The sequence below is a fragment of the Quisquiliibacterium transsilvanicum genome (genome assembly GCF_014202215.1).
GTDB lineage: Bacteria > Pseudomonadota > Gammaproteobacteria > Burkholderiales > Burkholderiaceae_E > Quisquiliibacterium > Quisquiliibacterium transsilvanicum.
Genome location: NZ_JACHGB010000006.1, coordinates 155,126 through 169,076, shown reverse-complemented (window position 1 = coordinate 169,076; position 13,951 = coordinate 155,126). Strand labels below are relative to the sequence as shown.

The window sequence follows — 13,951 nt, the reverse complement described above, 5'->3', positions numbered from 1 at the left end:
GCCTCCTCCCCCTGCGAATCCCCCACCGTGCAATTCCTGACCGAAAATTTCGTGCTGATCGCCGTGGCCTTCGCCTCGGGCGCGATGCTGCTGTGGCCGATGATCCAGCGCCGCTCCTCGGGGCCGGCGCTCGACTCCCTCGGCGCCACCCGCCTCATCAACGACTCCGGCGCCATCGTGCTCGACGTGCGCGAGCCGGCAGAGTTCGCCGCCGGCCACCTGCCGAACGCGCGCAACATTCCCCTCGGCGAGCTCGACAAGCGCGTCGGCGACCTGCCCAAGGGCAAGCCGGTGCTGGTCTGCTGCGCCTCGGGCGCGCGCTCCGGCAAGGCGATTTCCCTGCTGCGCCAGGACGGCCGCGAGGCGTTCAACCTCGCCGGCGGCGTAGCCGCCTGGCAGCAGGCAGGCCTGCCGGTGGTCAAGAAGAAGTGAGCGCGCCTGGCGGGCGCGAACCCGATCCACTCCATCCCGGGAAGTCCAGATGACAGCGAAAGTCGTGATGTACGCCACCGCCACCTGCCCCTACTGCATGCGCGCGGAGCAGCTCCTGACGGAGCGCGGTGTGGATGCGATCGAGAAAATTCGCGTCGACGAGAATCCGGCGCTGCGTGACGAGATGATCGAGCGCTCCGGGCGCCGCACCGTGCCCCAGATCTACATCGACGGCAAGCACGTCGGTGGTTTCGACGACCTGTCCGCGCTCGATCGCGCGGGCGGTCTGACTCCCCTCCTGAACGGTTAAGGAATTTCCATGTCCTCGATGCCCGGCAACGACCCGGTGTTCGCGATCCAGCGCACCTATCTGAAGGATCTTTCGCTCGAGATCCCCGGCGCGCCGCAGATCTTCCTCGAGAACCAGCAGCCGGCGGTCGAGATCCAGCTCGACGTGGCCAGCCAGGGCGTCGTCGAGGGCATCTACGAGACCGCGGTCACGGTCACCGTCACCACCAAGGTCGGCGACAAGGTGGCCTTCCTGGTCGAGGCCAAGGAAGCCGGCATCTTCGAGATCCGCAACGTGCCGCAGGAGCAGATGCCGCTGATCCTGAACGTGGTGTGCCCGAACATCGTCTACCCCTACCTGCGGGCCAACGTGGCGGACATCATCCAGCGCGCGGGCTTTCCGCCGATCCACCTCGCCGAGATCAACTTCGAGGCTCTCTACCAGCAGCGCCTGCAGCAGCAGCAGGAGCAGGAGGTCCAGAAGGGCCCCGAGCTGTACGTTCCCAACCGATGATCCGCGCGGCGGTTGCCTGCTTCGGCCTGGCATTGGCCGCCGCAGCGTCGGCCGCCGAGTACGGTTCGGTCGGCGGGTCGGGCGCCGTGATCTACGACGGGCCATCCGCCAATGCACAGAAGATCTTCGTCGCTCCTCCTGGCATGCCGGTGGAACTGCTCTCGCTGATCAACAAGTGGGTCAAGGTGCGCGACCAGACGGGGCAATCGTTCTGGATCGAGCGCGGCGACATCTCCCCGAAGCGGACGGTGGTGACCACCCGCGTGGCGTCGGTGCGCAGCGCCCCGCGTGACGACGCTTCCCTCTCGTTCCGCGTACGCAAGGGCGTGCTCCTCGAGCTGATCGGCGGCACGCCCGGTTCCGGTTGGGCACAGGTGCGGCACGCGGACGGTGACACCGGCTTCGTGCGCGCCAACGAGGTATGGGGTTTCCAGTGAGTGCCGTCTCCTCGATGCGCGTCGCGATCCTCGGGGCGGGCGCCTGGGGCACCGCGGTTGCAGTCCACGCCGCCGCGCGCCACCAGGTGATGCTCTGGACCCGCGATCCCGCTCACGCAGTCGCGATGCGCGAGGCGCGGCGCAACGCCCGCTACCTGCCGGAGGCCCGCCTGCCGGACGCGGTGGAGCCGGTGCACGAGCTTGGCGCCGCGCTGCGCTGGGTCCGTGATGGCGCGGAAGGCGGGCTCGTCGTGCTTGCCACTTCAGTTGCTGGCCTGCGTCCGACTGCGCGCGCGCTGGCGGGCCTGGCGGGCGCGGGCGCGGATGCGCGCACGCCGGTAATCTGGCTGTGCAAGGGGCTGGAGCGCGACAGCGGACTGCTGCCGCACCAGGTGGTGACGGCGGAGGCGCCAGGGCTGGCGTGCGGCGTGCTTTCGGGACCGAGTTTCGCCCAGGAGGTGGCGGCCGGCCTGCCGGTGGCGCTCACGGTGGCCTCGGACGACGAGCGGGTCTGCCGGGTGTCGGTGGAGGCCCTGCATCACAGCGCTGCGCGCATCTACCGCTCGGACGACGTCGTCGGCGTGGAGATCGGCGGCGCCCTGAAGAACGTCATGGCGATCGCTGCGGGCATCTGCGACGGGCTGAGCCTGGGGCAGAACGCCAGGGCCGCGCTGATCACCCGCGGGCTCGCCGAGATCGGCCGCTTCGGCATCGCGCTCGGCGCGCAGCCCGAGACCTTCCACGGGCTCACCGGACTGGGCGACCTGGTCCTCACCTGTACTGGCGACCTCTCGCGCAACCGCAGGGTCGGGCTCGGCCTGGCCGCCGGCAAGCCGCTGGCGCAGGTGGTCGGCGAACTCGGCCACGTGGCCGAGGGCGTGGCCTGCGCGCACGTGGTCCACCGCCGCGCCGGCGAGCTGGGCGTCGACGTGCCGATCGTCTCCGCGGTGCATGCGGTGCTCGAGGGCGAACTCGACGCGCGCGAGGCGGTGCTGTCGCTGCTGTCGCGCGGCCCGAAGCGGGAGAACTGATGACCGCCGTCCCGTCGGATCGGGCGGCCCCCGCCCTGTGCGTGTTCTGCGGCGCAAAGACCGGCGCGGATCCGCGCTGGATGCCGCTGGCGCGCGGCTTCGGCGCCGCTGTCGCGCGCCGCGGCTGGACGCTGGTCTTCGGCGGCGGCCGCGTGGGCCTGATGGGCGCGCTGGCCGATGGCGCGCTCGAGGCCGGCGGCAGCGTGGTCGGCGTGATCCCTCGCAGCCTGATGGCCCGGGAGGTCGCTCACCAGGGGCTCACGCGGCTCGAGGTGGTCGAGGACATGGCGGTGCGCAAGACCCGGATGATCGAGCTGTCCGACGCGTTCGCCACCCTGCCGGGCGGCCTGGGCACCCTCGACGAGCTGTTCGAGGTGCTGACGCTCAGGCAGATCGGCGAGCACGCCAAGCCCGTCGGGCTGCTCGACCAGGACGGCTATTGGCAGCCGCTGCTGCGCGCCTGCGACGCGATGGTCGAGGCGGGGTTCGTCCATCCGCGCGATCTGGCGGCGCTGCTGCCAGCCGGCGACACCGAGACGCTGCTTGACGAGATCGGCCGGGCGCTGGGCTGAGGCTGTGCGCGGGCCGAGGCCGCTTCGGGCTGATGCTGCGCCGCGCGGGGCGTCAGTCCGCCCCGTCGAAACCATTCTGGCGCCAGGCTTCATAGACCGTCACCGCGACCGCGTTCGAGAGGTTCAGGCTGCGGTTGCCCGGCCGCATCGGCAGGCGCAGGCGGCGCTCTTCGGGGAAGGTCGCCAGCAGCGCTTGCGGCAGGCCCGAGCTCTCGGCGCCGAACACGAAGCAGTCGCCGGGCAGCAGCCGCAGGTCGGACGGGCGCAGGCCGGCGCGCGCGGCGAGGGCGAACATCCGGGCCGGCGCGGCGGCCGCGGCGAAGGCCGCCCAGTCCGGATGCACCCGGACGTCGGCGAACTCGCGGTAGTCGAGGCCGGCGCGGCGCATCTTCGCGTGGTCCATCGGAAAGCCGAGCGGCTCGATCAGGTGCAGCTGCGCGCCGGTGTTGGCGCAGAGCCGGATCACGTTGCCAGTGTTCGGGGGGATTTCGGGGTGGACCAGGGCGACGTGGAACATCGGTGCGGGAGCCGTTCTCGGGCGCTCGGGAGTTCAGGGCGCTTGGGGGTTCAGGGGTTCAGCGGTTCAGCGGTTCAGCGGTTCAGCGGTTCAGGGGGTTCGGGCGGCGACCAGCGCCGCGAGCGGGCCGGCGGCGGCCGTCCCGAGCGCGGCCGCCGCGGCCTCCAGCGTGGAGCCGCTGGTCATCACGTCGTCAACCAGGACCAGGCGCAGGCCGGCGGCGGCGGGCGAGGCACGGAAGGCGTCGGTGAGGTTGCCGCGGCGCTCGGCGAGCGCAAGCGTGGATTGTGCCGGCGTTTCGCGGGTCCGTGCGAGCAGCCCGCCGCGCACCGGCAGGCCGAGGCGGCGCCCGATGCCCTGCGCGATGGCCATCGACTGGTTGAACCCCCGCGTGGCGATGCGCTCGGCACCGAGCGGCACCGGCACCAGGGCGTCCGCGGGCCAGCCGGAAGCCTCGAGCAGCGGCGCCATGCGTGCGCCCAGCGCGCCGGCAAGCGCGAGCTCGCCGCCAAACTTGAGCGCATGAACCAGACGGTCGATCGGGGCCGCGTAGTCGGCCAGCACCAGGGTGAGCTCGAAGGGCGGCGGGGCGTGGCGGCAGGCTGCGCATTGCGGCGCGCCGGTCTGGCCCGCGGCTGCATCGCTGATTGCGCCCGGGATTGCGCCCGGGATTGCGCCCCGCGGCGCCAGGCCGCAGCGCGGGCAGCGCGGCGTACTGCGACCGGGCAGCGCGTCGACGCAGGGCGAGCACAGTCCGTCTTCGTTGCTGCCGAGGGTGGCGTCGCACAATGCGCAGCCGCGCGGCAGCCAGCGGTCGGCAAAGCTGCGCCAGGTGCTCGATGCGAGGCGGGCGAAGTGGCGGCGGTCCATGCGGAATCGTCTCACGCCGGCCCGTATACTGGGCCGCGATGCCAGCTCCCTCAGACCTAGATCCGCGGGCGGTGCGCCTGCAGTTCGGGCGCCGCACCGCCCGCCTGGCGCGCGCCGATTTCCTGCTCAGGGAGGTCGAGCGGCGCATGCTCGAACGCCTCGAGGTGATCCGGCTGTCGCCGGCCGTCGTGCTGGACGTGGGCACCGGACTGGGCCAGGGGGCGGCCGCGCTGCAGCGCCGCTATCCGGCCGCCAGCGTGTTCGGTGCCGACCTGGCGGCGCCATTGGCCGCGCAGGCCGCGCGGCTGCACGGCTCGACCGCCCGCAGCGGACTTGCCGGACGGCTTCGGCGCTGGTTCGGCGCCGGCGTGGACACCGAGGGGCGGGCGCCCGCCTTCTTCGCCGCCGACGCGGCGGCGCTGCCGCTGGCGCCCAACAGCGTCGACCTGCTCTGGTCCAATCTCGCCTGGCACTGGTTCGCAGATCCGGTCGCGGTGGTGGCGCAGTGGCATCGCGTGATCCGTCCGGAGGGGCTGCTGATGTTCTCGGCCTTTGGCGTGGACACCCTCAAGGAGCTGCGCGCGCTCGGCGCGGCGCTGCCTGCCTTCCCGGACATGCATGACATCGGCGATGCCCTGGGGGTCGCCGGCTTCGCCGATCCGGTGATGGACAGCGAGCGCCTCACCATCACCTGGACCGACGCCGACGCGCTGCTGTCCGAGCTGAGCGCGCTGGGCGGCAACGCCCTGCGAACCCGCAGTGCGGGCCTTCGGCCTCGGCGCGATCGCGATCGCTGGCGCGCGGCGATCGAGTCCCTGCGTGGCGCGGACGGCAGGATCGCGGTCAGCTTCGAACTGGTCTACGGGCACGCCTGGTGTCCGCCGCAGAAGCGGCGCGCCGATGGCTACTCGCCCGTCAGCTTCGTGCCGCGTCGTGGGCCGGGCGCGGCGGGCAGCAGGTGATCGCCGCCATGCAACAGCCCCGGGGAGTCCGCGCGGCGCGCGGCGCCTTACGGCGGTGGGGCCCCGAACGTCTCGAATCCGCACTTCCCGGCCGGTCCGATTTGGTTCCACCGGGGGCGGTCCGTATAATCGCCGCCTGCAGAATGTCAAGCAGCTGCGTCAAGGGTTTGCCGTCGCGTCGCGGCTCCTCAGCAGAGAGTTTCATGCCGTATCGGCGCTCCCAGCTTGCCGAGCTTTCGTCCCAGGAGTGGCTGATCAGCCGCAACTGCGCGCTGACGCCCCGGCAGCTGGGGTGGTGGTTCGGAACGCTGGCGGTGCTGTCGGTGGCGCTGGCAGGCCTGTTCGCGGTGCAGGGCGCCTGGCTGGTGCTTCCGTTCACCGCGGTGGAGTTGCTGGCGCTTTCGGTGGCGTTCGTGGCCTATGGCAGGCACGCCGGCGACTACGAGCGAGTGGTGGTCGCTCCGGGTCGCATCGTCGTCGAACACTGTTCCGGCGGGCGGCTGGCGCGGCAGGAGGTGGGGGCCGAGTGGGCCCGATTCGAATACGAGGGCGGTCGCCGCGGGGTCATCCGCCTGGTGGCAGGCCGCACGAAGGTAGCGATCGGGAGCTTCTTGCCCGAGGAGAGCAGGGAAGGCCTGGTGCGCGAGTTGCGCGCTTCGCTCGCCGAAAGGCGGGCGTGACGGAATCAGAAGATCAACGACAGTTTGGTGAGAGCATGATCAGCAAGAAAATCCAGCATTGGGTGGTCGCAACCGCGCTCTCGGCACCGGCCGCCATGGCCCTTGCCACCCCCGACATGCCCGGCGGTCCCCGCAACAACCAGTGGACCCTCACCGAGCCCGCCACCCGCATCGCTGCCGACCAGATCTGGATCCACGGCTTCCTGATGTGGATCTGCGCGGCGATCTTCGTCGCCGTCTTCGGGGTCATGTTCTATTCGATCTGGAAGCATCGGAAGTCGAAGGGGCACAAGTCCGCGGAGTTCCATGAGAGCACTGCGGTCGAGATCGCCTGGACCATCGTTCCCTTCATCATCGTCATCGGAATGGCGCTGCCCGCCACCCGCATGGTGGTCGAGCAGAAGGACACCTCCAACGCCGACATCACCGTCAAGGCCACCGGCTACCAGTGGAAGTGGGGCTACGACTATCTGAGGGGCGAGGGAGAGGGCATCGCCTTCCTCTCCGCGCTGTCGACGCCGCGCGATTCCATCGACGACAAGAACTTCCCGGGCGCGAAGGAAAAGCGCGAGAAGAACGAGACCTACCTGCTCGAAGTCGACAACCCGCTGGTGGTGCCGGTCGGCAAGAAGGTCCGCGTGGTCATCACGGCCAACGACGTGATCCACTCGTGGTACGTGCCGGCGCTGGGCGTCAAGCAGGACGCCATCCCCGGCTTCGTTCGCGACACCTGGTTCAAGGCCGAGCAGCCCGGTATCTACCGCGGCGCCTGCGCCGAGCTGTGTGGCAAGGAGCATGCCTTCATGCCGATCGTCGTCGAGGTCAAGTCCGAGGACGACTACCGCGCCTGGGTCGAGCAGAAGAAGAAGGAGATCCTCGCCGCCCAGGAGGATCCGAACAAGGAGTGGGAACCCGCCGCCCTGGCGGCGCGCGGCGAGAAGGTCTACGCGTCCAACTGCGCGTCCTGCCACCAGCCCACCGGCGCTGGCATGCCCCCGACCTTCCCGGCCCTCAAGGGTTCGCAGATCGTCCTCGGCCCGCAGGACGGCCAGCTCGACATCGTCCTCAAAGGCAAGGCCGGTACCGCGATGTCCTCGTTCAAGCAGCTTTCGGACACCGAACTGGCCGCCGTCATCACCTACACCCGCAATGCCTGGGGCAACCAGCCCGAGGACAACGTGGTCCAGCCCGGGGAAGTGCTCGCCGCCCGCGGCAAGTGACGTCGCAGCGCATGCGTCGGCCTAGAGAATTCGGGAATTCAGTCAGGAGTTGGAAATGAGTGCAGTGCTGGATCATCACAGCGGTCACGACCATGCGCATGACCATCCGCATGGATGGCGCCGATGGCTCTTCGCGACCAACCACAAGGACATCGGTACGCTGTACCTGTGGTTCTCGTTCGCGATGCTCATGGTGGGCGGGGTCAACGCGCTGCTGCTGCGCAGCGAGCTGTTCCAGCCGGGACTGCAGATCGTCGAGCCGGAGTTCTTCAACCAGCTCACCACGATGCACGGCCTGATCATGGTGTTCGGCGCGATCATGCCGGCCTTCGTGGGCTTCGCGAACTGGCAGGTGCCGCTGATGATCGGCTGCTCCGACATGGCCTTCGCGCGGATGAACAACTTCAGCTTCTGGCTGCTGCCGGTCGCCGCCACGCTGCTGATCGTCTCCTACCTGGTTCCGGGCGGCGCCACCGCCGCCGGCTGGACGTTGTACGCGCCGCTCTCGACCCAGATGGGTCCGGGCATGGACCTGGCCATCTTCGCGGTCCACATCATGGGCGCGAGCTCCATCATGGGCTCGATCAACATCATCACCACCATCCTGAACATGCGCGCGCCCGGGATGACGCTGATGAAGATGCCGATGTTCGTCTGGACCTGGCTGATCACCGCCTACCTGCTGATCGCGGTGATGCCGGTGCTCGCGGGCGCGATCACCATGGTGCTGACCGACCGTCACTTCGGCACCTCGTTCTTCAACGCGGCCGGCGGCGGCGACCCGGTGATGTACCAGCACATCTTCTGGTTCTTCGGGCACCCCGAGGTCTACATCATGATCCTGCCGGCCTTCGGCATCGTCAGCGAAGTGATCCCGGCGTTCGCGCGCAAGCGGCTGTTCGGCTACAGCTCGATGGTCTACGCCACGGCCTCGATCGCCATCCTGTCGTTCATCGTGTGGGCGCACCACATGTTCACGACCGGAATGCCTGCCACCGGACAGCTCTTCTTCATGTACGCGACGATGCTGATCGCGGTTCCGACCGGCGTGAAGATCTTCAACTGGCTGGCCACGATGTGGCGCGGCTCGATGACCTTCGAGACGCCGATGCTGTTCGCGATCGGCTTCATCTTCGTGTTCACGATGGGCGGCTTCACGGGCATCATCCTCGCGGTGGCCCCGCTCGACATCGCGCTGCACGACACCTACTACGTGGTGGCGCACTTCCACTATGTGCTGGTGGCCGGCTCGCTGTTCGCGCTGTTCGCGGGCACCTACTACTGGCTGCCCAAGTGGACCGGCCACATGTACAGCGAGACCCTGGGCAAGTGGCACTTCTGGGCCAGCCTGATCACCTTCAACATCACCTTCTTCCCGATGCACTTTCTCGGGCTGGCCGGCATGCCGCGCCGCTACGCCGACTACCCGATGCAGTTCGCCGACTTCAACGCGCTGATCACCGTTGGCGCCTTCGGTTTCGGCCTGTCGCAGCTGATCTTCCTGTGGGCGGTGATCAAGTGCATCAAGGGTGGCGAGAAGGCGGCCGACAAGCCCTGGGAGGGCGCTGAAGGCCTGGAGTGGACGGTGCCCAGCCCCGCCCCCTTCCATACCTTCGAAGTCCCCCCGACGGTCCGCTGAGCGCAAGCGGCGGCAGGCGGAGCGGCGAAGCCATGGCACGACATGCATCCTCCGGACAGGGCGGCGGCAGCAATCTGCGCACCGCCCTGATCCTGCTGTCGATCGCCGCGGTCTTCTTCCTGGGCGTGATCGTCAACCGCTGGCTGTTCGGCGCCTGACGGCGCCGTCGCAAGCAACTCGAAGGGTGCGCAGGTCGTGAACGAATCGGGTCATCAGCAGGCGGAAGTCCCCCTGTCCAACCGAGTGCTGCTCAGGAAGCTCGCGGTGATCGCGCTGCTGATGTTCGGCTTCGGCTTCGCGATGATCCCCATCTACCGGGCGATCTGCGAGGTCACCGGCATCGGCCTGGTCACCCCGCGCGACAAGGAGGCCGAGGCCTTCGCGCGCAACACCCAGGTCGACACCACCCGCAGCATCGTCGTGGAGTTCGACTCCAACTCGCACGGGCAGTGGCAGTTCCGGCCAGAGCGCCGTTCGGTCACCGTGCATCCGGGCGAACTGGTGACGGTCGAGTACGAACTGGTCAACATGCAGGACCGGACGATGTCCGGCCAGGCGATCCCCAGCTACGCGCCGCAGCAGTCCGCAGCATATTTCCGCAAGGTCGAATGCTTCTGCTTCCAGCAGCAGACCTTCGGGGCGAAGGAAACCAGGCGCTTCCCGGTGGTGTTCGTGGTCGATCCCGAACTGCCGAGCAACGTCGGAACGATCACGCTGTCCTACACGTTCTTCGAGGTCGGCGGCATGCAGGCCGCTGACGGCGGGAAGCCCCGGGACGGCTGATGCAGGAAAACGGGAACAAGACCGGGCGCAAGGCAGGGCTGCTCGACACGATGAAGGCGGTGGGTGCATCGTTCTTCGGCGTACGGGGCGGCAGGGCGCACGATTTCGACATGGGCAACCTGAACCCGGTGCACGTGATCCTCGTCGGGATCGGGCTGGCACTGGCATTCGTGCTCACGCTCGTCCTCGTGGTGCGCGCGGTGGTCGGTTGAACGAGAAACCAGAAAGCAAGAGAGAGGGAACAACAACCATGGGCGGAACCACTACTCACGGCGCGCCGTACTACTTCGTGCCGGGCCAGTCGAAGTGGCCGGCAGTCGGGGCGATCGCGCTGGCGCTCTTCGGCTTCGGCCTGGCGAGCTGGTTCAATGGGGCAAGCTATGGCCCCTGGCTGTTCGCGGGCTTCGTGGCCGTTCTGATCTACATGATGGTCGGCTGGTTCGGCGACGTCGCGCGCGAGTCCGAGGGCGGCCTGTACAGCCAGCGGGTGGACGGGTCCTTCCGCTGGAGCATGGGCTGGTTCATCTTCTCGGAGGTGATGTTCTTCGCGGCCTTCTTCGGCGCGCTGTTCTATGCGCGCTCGATCTCGATGCCCTGGCTCGGCGACCTCGATCACAAGTCCATCCTGTGGCCGGACTTCACCGCGATCTGGCCGAACGCCGGCCCGGCGGGCACGATCGAGGCCTTCCAGACGATGGGTCCGTGGCCGATCCCCACGATCAACACCGCGCTGCTGCTGACCTCGGGCGTCACGCTGACCATCGCGCACCATGCGCTGAAGGAGAACCGCCGCGGCTCGGCGCAGTTCTGGCTGCTGGCCACGGTGCTGCTGGGCTTCATCTTCCTCGGGTTCCAGGCCTACGAGTACATCCACGCCTACCGCGACCTGAACCTGAAGATGACCTCCGGGATCTTCGGCTCCACCTTCTTCATGCTCACCGGCTTCCACGGCTTCCACGTGACCGTCGGCGCGATCATGCTGGCCGTGGTGCTGTTCCGGATGACCAGGGGGCACTTCACTGCGGAGAACCACTTCGCCTTCGAGGCTGCCGCCTGGTACTGGCACTTCGTCGACGTGGTCTGGCTGGGCCTGTACATCGTCGTCTACTGGCTCTGAGCACCGGTCCGGGGGCGCTGGCCGGTTGCCGGCGGCGCAGGCCCGGCCTCAGGATCCGGGCGGCGGACGGTCAGGTTCCCGCAGACAAGGCCGCACTTCGGTGCGGCCTTGTCGCGTATGGGCGCCGCTCAGCGCAGCCTTCCGACGGGAACGCCGCCGGCCTCGATCCAGCCGAGCTGATGCCCCAGCAGGATCAGCAGGAAGAGCGCGATGGAAAAGCCCACGCGCAGAGCAAGCGCGCGCACGACGTTGCGCGTGCGGCCGCGGTCGCGGATCAGGAATACCATCGCCGACATGAGGCTGCCGATGATCAGGATGAAGGCGACGACGATGACCCACTTCATGGCGTCCGGGGGCAGGGATTGAGCAGCGCGCATTCTAGCGGCTCGCCCGCGGGGCGCCGTTGGCGGCGCCCCGCGGCGCTGCCGACCCTGCTGGCGATCGGGCTGGTGGCGCTCACCGTCTCGCTGGGCAACTGGCAGATCCGGCGGGCCGAGGAGAAGGCGTCGATCCAGGCAAGCATCGACGCGGCCGGGCGCGACGCGCCGCTCTCGGTTACCGCCGACGCGACGGACCTGTCGCCGCTCGACGGTCGGCGCGTGCGGGTGCGCGGCAGTTTCATCGCGGAGCACACCGTGTACATCGACAACCGGACCCGCAAGGGGGTTGCGGGATTCCATGTCGTCACGCCGGTTAGAATCGAGGGCTCGCAGCGGCATGTGCTGGTGCTGCGCGGCTGGATCGCACGCGATGCGCGCGAGCGGACCCGGCTGCCGCAGGTGCCCACGCCGCAGGGGCTCGTCGAGATCGACGGGCTCGGCCAGGCCAGCATCGCGCAGGTGCTGGAGTTGCGGGAGGCGCCCGTGCCGGGGCCTGGAGACCGGCTCTGGCAGAACATCGATTTCGACCGTTTTCGCGCGTGGTCGGGCCTGGAGTTGCTGCCGCTGATGATCCGCGAGACAGGCCTGCGCGACGACGGACTGGTGCGCGAGATGCCGCCCGCCGGCGGCGACGTTGCCAAGCATCGCGGCTACGCCTTCCAGTGGTACTCGATGGCAGCGGCCACCATCGGGTTGTGGACCTACCTCACTTTCTTCAGACGACGTGAACGCAGTGCAGAACCCTCCTGAAGCCACGGGCGCCCGGACCAGCCGGGGCCGCTGGAAACTGATCGCAGTGCTGCTGGTGTGCGCGGCGCCGGTGATCGCGTCCTATCTCACCTACTACGTCATCCGGCCCGAGGGCCGGACGAACTACGGCGAGCTTATCGAGCCGATGCCCGCGATCACGGGTCTGGCGGTCGGTACGGCCGCGGGCGCTCCGTCCGACCTTGGGGCGGTAGGCGGCAAGTGGACCATGGTGGTGATCGAGCCGGGCGACTGTGCGAAGGTCTGCCAGGATCGCCTCTACGCGATCCGCCAGGTGCGGCTGACCACCGGCAAGGAGCGCGAGCGCGTGGAGCGGCTTCTGCTGCTGACCAGCCCGGCCGTGCCGGCCCCGGAGGTGCTCGCCGGCCACGAAGGGCTGCACCTGCGCCGCGCCGCGCCCGCGGCGGTGGCCGGTGTGTTTCCCGCGCCGGGCGGTGCGGCGTCCGACCACATCTACGTGGTCGACCCCCTGGGCAACGTGATGATGCGCTTTCCCGCGGACGCGGATCCGAGCCGGATGAAGAAGGACCTGGCCAAGCTGCTGCGCGCGTCGAGGATCGGCTGATGAGCAAGGTCGGTCCGGGATCGGCACGCAAGAGCGCCAAGCGCGCCGCGCGCGCTGCCGCCGCCGACGGCGCCGCGCTGTACGAGGTTGCCTACGACGCGACCCGCGACGTGGTCGCCAGGGTCAGCGCCCGGCCCGCAGCGGCCGGACCGGATCGCCGGGCCCTGCGCTTCCGGCGGCTGCTGGGCATCGCGGTCGTGCTCACGCTGGGCCTGCTGATGCTGGGCGCCTGGGTGCGCCTGACCGACGCGGGGCTGGGCTGTCCGGACTGGCCTGGCTGCTACGGCAAGCTGACTCCGGTACAGGCTGGCGCGCAGATCGCCGAGGCGGTCGCTCAGCAGGGCGGCGAGCACGGGCCGGTCTCGATGGGCAAGGCCTGGCGCGAGATGGGGCACCGCTACGTCGCCACCCTGCTGGGAATGCTGATCGTGGTCATCGCCGTGCTGGCCTGGTGCTGGCGCGCGCGGCTCGGGCAGTCGCCGTGGCTGGCCACGGTGCTGGTCGGCGTGGTGATCCTGCAGGGGCTGTTCGGCAAATGGACGGTCACGCTGCTGCTCAAGCCGGCGATCGTCACCGGGCACCTGCTCGGCGGACTGCTGGTCTTCGTGCTGCTGCTGTGGCTGTGGCTGCGCCAGTTGCCGCCGGCGCGCTACGTCGATCCCGAGCCGGCGGCCGGGCTGACGATGCCGGTGCGGATCGGCCTGCTGGTGGTGCTGGCGCAGATCTTCCTGGGCGGCTGGACCAGCACCAACTACGCCGCGCTGGCCTGTACCGACCTGCCCACCTGCCAGGGCAGCTGGTGGCCCGCGGTCAACTTTGCGGACGGCTTCCACTTCCTGCGCGAGCTCGGAATGACCGGTGACGGCGAACTGCTTCCCGCGCAGGCGCTGACCGCGATCCACCTCAGCCACCGGATCGGGGCGCTGGTCGCGCTCGCGGTCGTGGGCTGGGTGGGCTGGAGGGCCATGCGCGCCCCCGGCGAAGAGCGCCTGGGCGCCGCCCTGCTGGCCGTGCTCGCGCTGCAGTGGCTGCTCGGGCTCTCGAACGTCTGGTTCAGCCTGCCCCTGCCGGTGGCGGTCGCCCACAACGGCGGTGCGGCTGTTCTGCTGGCGCTGCTGGTGGTGCTACACTTCCGCGCAGCTCGCGCCCGACGGATGATCTGACCCGGGCCTGCCG

20 protein-coding genes are annotated in these 13,951 nt (G+C 69.3%); 17 read left to right on the top strand and 3 right to left on the bottom strand.

The window, feature by feature from the left end; translation table 11 throughout:
- The first annotated feature begins 27 nt into the window (after positions 1–27).
- The 6 genes from HNQ70_RS15875 to HNQ70_RS15850 are packed head-to-tail and all read left to right on the top strand — an operon-like array spanning position 28 to position 3,274.
- Complete coding sequence (locus HNQ70_RS15875; RefSeq protein WP_425504378.1) at positions 28–432, top strand: rhodanese-like domain-containing protein; 405 nt, start codon at positions 28–30, stop codon at positions 430–432.
- A gap of 49 nt (positions 433–481) precedes the next feature.
- On the top strand, positions 482–742 hold the full coding sequence (gene grxC, locus HNQ70_RS15870; protein ID WP_183969495.1) for a glutaredoxin 3: 261 nt from the start codon (positions 482–484) through the stop codon (positions 740–742).
- A gap of 9 nt (positions 743–751) precedes the next feature.
- Positions 752–1,234: a protein-export chaperone SecB gene (gene secB / locus HNQ70_RS15865; RefSeq protein WP_183969493.1), complete on the top strand. Its 483-nt coding sequence runs from the start codon at positions 752–754 to the stop codon at positions 1,232–1,234.
- Entirely contained in the window at positions 1,231–1,671 is a 441-nt protein-coding gene (locus HNQ70_RS15860; protein WP_183969491.1) for an SH3 domain-containing protein, read from the top strand. The genes secB and HNQ70_RS15860 overlap by 4 nt, the downstream gene beginning before the upstream one ends.
- Before the next feature lie 14 nt (positions 1,672–1,685).
- A complete protein-coding gene (locus HNQ70_RS15855) occupies positions 1,686–2,702 on the top strand; it encodes an NAD(P)H-dependent glycerol-3-phosphate dehydrogenase (protein ID WP_183969932.1) in 1,017 nt (338 codons plus the stop codon).
- Positions 2,702–3,274 (top strand): LOG family protein, encoded by a 573-nt coding sequence (locus HNQ70_RS15850; protein WP_183969489.1) that lies wholly within the window; start codon positions 2,702–2,704, stop codon positions 3,272–3,274. Before HNQ70_RS15855 ends, HNQ70_RS15850 begins: the two co-directional genes overlap by 1 nt.
- Before the next feature lie 52 nt (positions 3,275–3,326).
- Here the strand turns inward: HNQ70_RS15850 and HNQ70_RS15845 are convergent, their stop codons facing one another.
- The gene (locus HNQ70_RS15845) at positions 3,327–3,791 is read right to left on the bottom strand and encodes a tRNA (cytidine(34)-2'-O)-methyltransferase (RefSeq protein ID WP_183969487.1); all 465 of its coding nucleotides are present in this window, start codon (positions 3,789–3,791) and stop codon (positions 3,327–3,329) included.
- A gap of 90 nt (positions 3,792–3,881) precedes the next feature.
- Entirely contained in the window at positions 3,882–4,661 is a 780-nt protein-coding gene (locus HNQ70_RS15840) for a ComFC family protein (protein WP_183969485.1), read from the bottom strand.
- A 38-nt stretch (positions 4,662–4,699) separates the two neighbouring features.
- Between HNQ70_RS15840 and HNQ70_RS15835 the strand changes: the two genes are divergently transcribed.
- From HNQ70_RS15835 to HNQ70_RS15805, 8 genes are all read left to right on the top strand, one after another.
- Positions 4,700–5,623, top strand: a complete 924-nt coding sequence (locus tag HNQ70_RS15835; RefSeq protein ID WP_183969483.1) for a methyltransferase domain-containing protein — start codon at positions 4,700–4,702, stop codon at positions 5,621–5,623.
- Between the two features lie 203 nt (positions 5,624–5,826).
- Complete coding sequence (locus HNQ70_RS15830; RefSeq protein WP_183969481.1) at positions 5,827–6,303, top strand: DUF2244 domain-containing protein; 477 nt, start codon at positions 5,827–5,829, stop codon at positions 6,301–6,303.
- A 35-nt stretch (positions 6,304–6,338) separates the two neighbouring features.
- Positions 6,339–7,523, top strand: coding sequence for a cytochrome c oxidase subunit II (gene coxB, locus HNQ70_RS15825; protein WP_183969479.1), 1,185 nt, complete (start codon positions 6,339–6,341; stop codon positions 7,521–7,523).
- Between the two features lie 55 nt (positions 7,524–7,578).
- Positions 7,579–9,162, top strand: a complete 1,584-nt coding sequence (gene ctaD / locus HNQ70_RS15820) for a cytochrome c oxidase subunit I (protein ID WP_183969477.1) — start codon at positions 7,579–7,581, stop codon at positions 9,160–9,162.
- Between the two features lie 32 nt (positions 9,163–9,194).
- Positions 9,195–9,320: a cytochrome oxidase small assembly protein gene (locus tag HNQ70_RS19970; protein WP_221302841.1), complete on the top strand. Its 126-nt coding sequence runs from the start codon at positions 9,195–9,197 to the stop codon at positions 9,318–9,320.
- Positions 9,321–9,357: 37 nt separating this feature from the next.
- A complete protein-coding gene (locus HNQ70_RS15815) occupies positions 9,358–9,945 on the top strand; it encodes a cytochrome c oxidase assembly protein (RefSeq protein WP_183969475.1) in 588 nt (195 codons plus the stop codon).
- The gene (locus HNQ70_RS15810; RefSeq protein ID WP_183969473.1) at positions 9,945–10,157 is read left to right on the top strand and encodes a DUF2970 domain-containing protein; all 213 of its coding nucleotides are present in this window, start codon (positions 9,945–9,947) and stop codon (positions 10,155–10,157) included. Before HNQ70_RS15815 ends, HNQ70_RS15810 begins: the two co-directional genes overlap by 1 nt.
- 38 nt (positions 10,158–10,195) lie before the next feature.
- On the top strand, positions 10,196–11,062 hold the full coding sequence (locus tag HNQ70_RS15805) for a cytochrome c oxidase subunit 3 (protein WP_183969471.1): 867 nt from the start codon (positions 10,196–10,198) through the stop codon (positions 11,060–11,062).
- Positions 11,063–11,190: 128 nt separating this feature from the next.
- Here the strand turns inward: HNQ70_RS15805 and HNQ70_RS15800 are convergent, their stop codons facing one another.
- On the bottom strand, positions 11,191–11,406 hold the full coding sequence (locus HNQ70_RS15800) for a twin transmembrane helix small protein (protein WP_183969469.1): 216 nt from the start codon (positions 11,404–11,406) through the stop codon (positions 11,191–11,193).
- A gap of 18 nt (positions 11,407–11,424) precedes the next feature.
- Here HNQ70_RS15800 and HNQ70_RS15795 point away from each other — a divergent pair, with 18 nt between their 5' ends.
- The 3 genes from HNQ70_RS15795 to HNQ70_RS15785 are packed head-to-tail and all read left to right on the top strand — an operon-like array spanning position 11,425 to position 13,938.
- On the top strand, positions 11,425–12,192 hold the full coding sequence (locus tag HNQ70_RS15795; protein WP_183969467.1) for an SURF1 family protein: 768 nt from the start codon (positions 11,425–11,427) through the stop codon (positions 12,190–12,192).
- On the top strand, positions 12,176–12,775 hold the full coding sequence (locus HNQ70_RS15790; RefSeq protein WP_343060806.1) for an SCO family protein: 600 nt from the start codon (positions 12,176–12,178) through the stop codon (positions 12,773–12,775). Before HNQ70_RS15795 ends, HNQ70_RS15790 begins: the two co-directional genes overlap by 17 nt.
- On the top strand, positions 12,775–13,938 hold the full coding sequence (locus HNQ70_RS15785; RefSeq protein WP_221302840.1) for a COX15/CtaA family protein: 1,164 nt from the start codon (positions 12,775–12,777) through the stop codon (positions 13,936–13,938). Before HNQ70_RS15790 ends, HNQ70_RS15785 begins: the two co-directional genes overlap by 1 nt.
- Positions 13,939–13,951: the final 13 nt, after the last annotated feature.

Excerpts from the sequence above, each read along its gene's own strand:
- HNQ70_RS19970 (WP_221302841.1), top strand. The coding sequence starts at position 9,195 with ATGGCACGACATGCATCCTCCGGACAGGGCGGCGGCAGCAATCTGCGC.
- HNQ70_RS15835 (WP_183969483.1), top strand. The coding sequence starts at position 4,700 with ATGCCAGCTCCCTCAGACCTAGATCCGCGGGCGGTGCGCCTGCAGTTC.
- HNQ70_RS15785 (WP_221302840.1), top strand. The coding sequence starts at position 12,775 with ATGAGCAAGGTCGGTCCGGGATCGGCACGCAAGAGCGCCAAGCGCGCC.
- HNQ70_RS15840 (WP_183969485.1), bottom strand. The coding sequence starts at position 4,661 with ATGGACCGCCGCCACTTCGCCCGCCTCGCATCGAGCACCTGGCGCAGC.
- ctaD (WP_183969477.1), top strand. The coding sequence starts at position 7,579 with ATGAGTGCAGTGCTGGATCATCACAGCGGTCACGACCATGCGCATGAC.
- HNQ70_RS15810 (WP_183969473.1), top strand. The coding sequence starts at position 9,945 with ATGCAGGAAAACGGGAACAAGACCGGGCGCAAGGCAGGGCTGCTCGAC.
- HNQ70_RS15830 (WP_183969481.1), top strand. The coding sequence starts at position 5,827 with ATGCCGTATCGGCGCTCCCAGCTTGCCGAGCTTTCGTCCCAGGAGTGG.
- HNQ70_RS15855 (WP_183969932.1), top strand. The coding sequence starts at position 1,686 with ATGCGCGTCGCGATCCTCGGGGCGGGCGCCTGGGGCACCGCGGTTGCA.
- HNQ70_RS15805 (WP_183969471.1), top strand. The coding sequence starts at position 10,196 with ATGGGCGGAACCACTACTCACGGCGCGCCGTACTACTTCGTGCCGGGC.
- grxC (WP_183969495.1), top strand. The coding sequence starts at position 482 with ATGACAGCGAAAGTCGTGATGTACGCCACCGCCACCTGCCCCTACTGC.
- coxB (WP_183969479.1), top strand. The coding sequence starts at position 6,339 with ATGATCAGCAAGAAAATCCAGCATTGGGTGGTCGCAACCGCGCTCTCG.
- secB (WP_183969493.1), top strand. The coding sequence starts at position 752 with ATGTCCTCGATGCCCGGCAACGACCCGGTGTTCGCGATCCAGCGCACC.
- HNQ70_RS15800 (WP_183969469.1), bottom strand. The coding sequence starts at position 11,406 with ATGAAGTGGGTCATCGTCGTCGCCTTCATCCTGATCATCGGCAGCCTC.
- HNQ70_RS15850 (WP_183969489.1), top strand. The coding sequence starts at position 2,702 with ATGACCGCCGTCCCGTCGGATCGGGCGGCCCCCGCCCTGTGCGTGTTC.
- HNQ70_RS15860 (WP_183969491.1), top strand. The coding sequence starts at position 1,231 with ATGATCCGCGCGGCGGTTGCCTGCTTCGGCCTGGCATTGGCCGCCGCA.
- HNQ70_RS15845 (WP_183969487.1), bottom strand. The coding sequence starts at position 3,791 with ATGTTCCACGTCGCCCTGGTCCACCCCGAAATCCCCCCGAACACTGGC.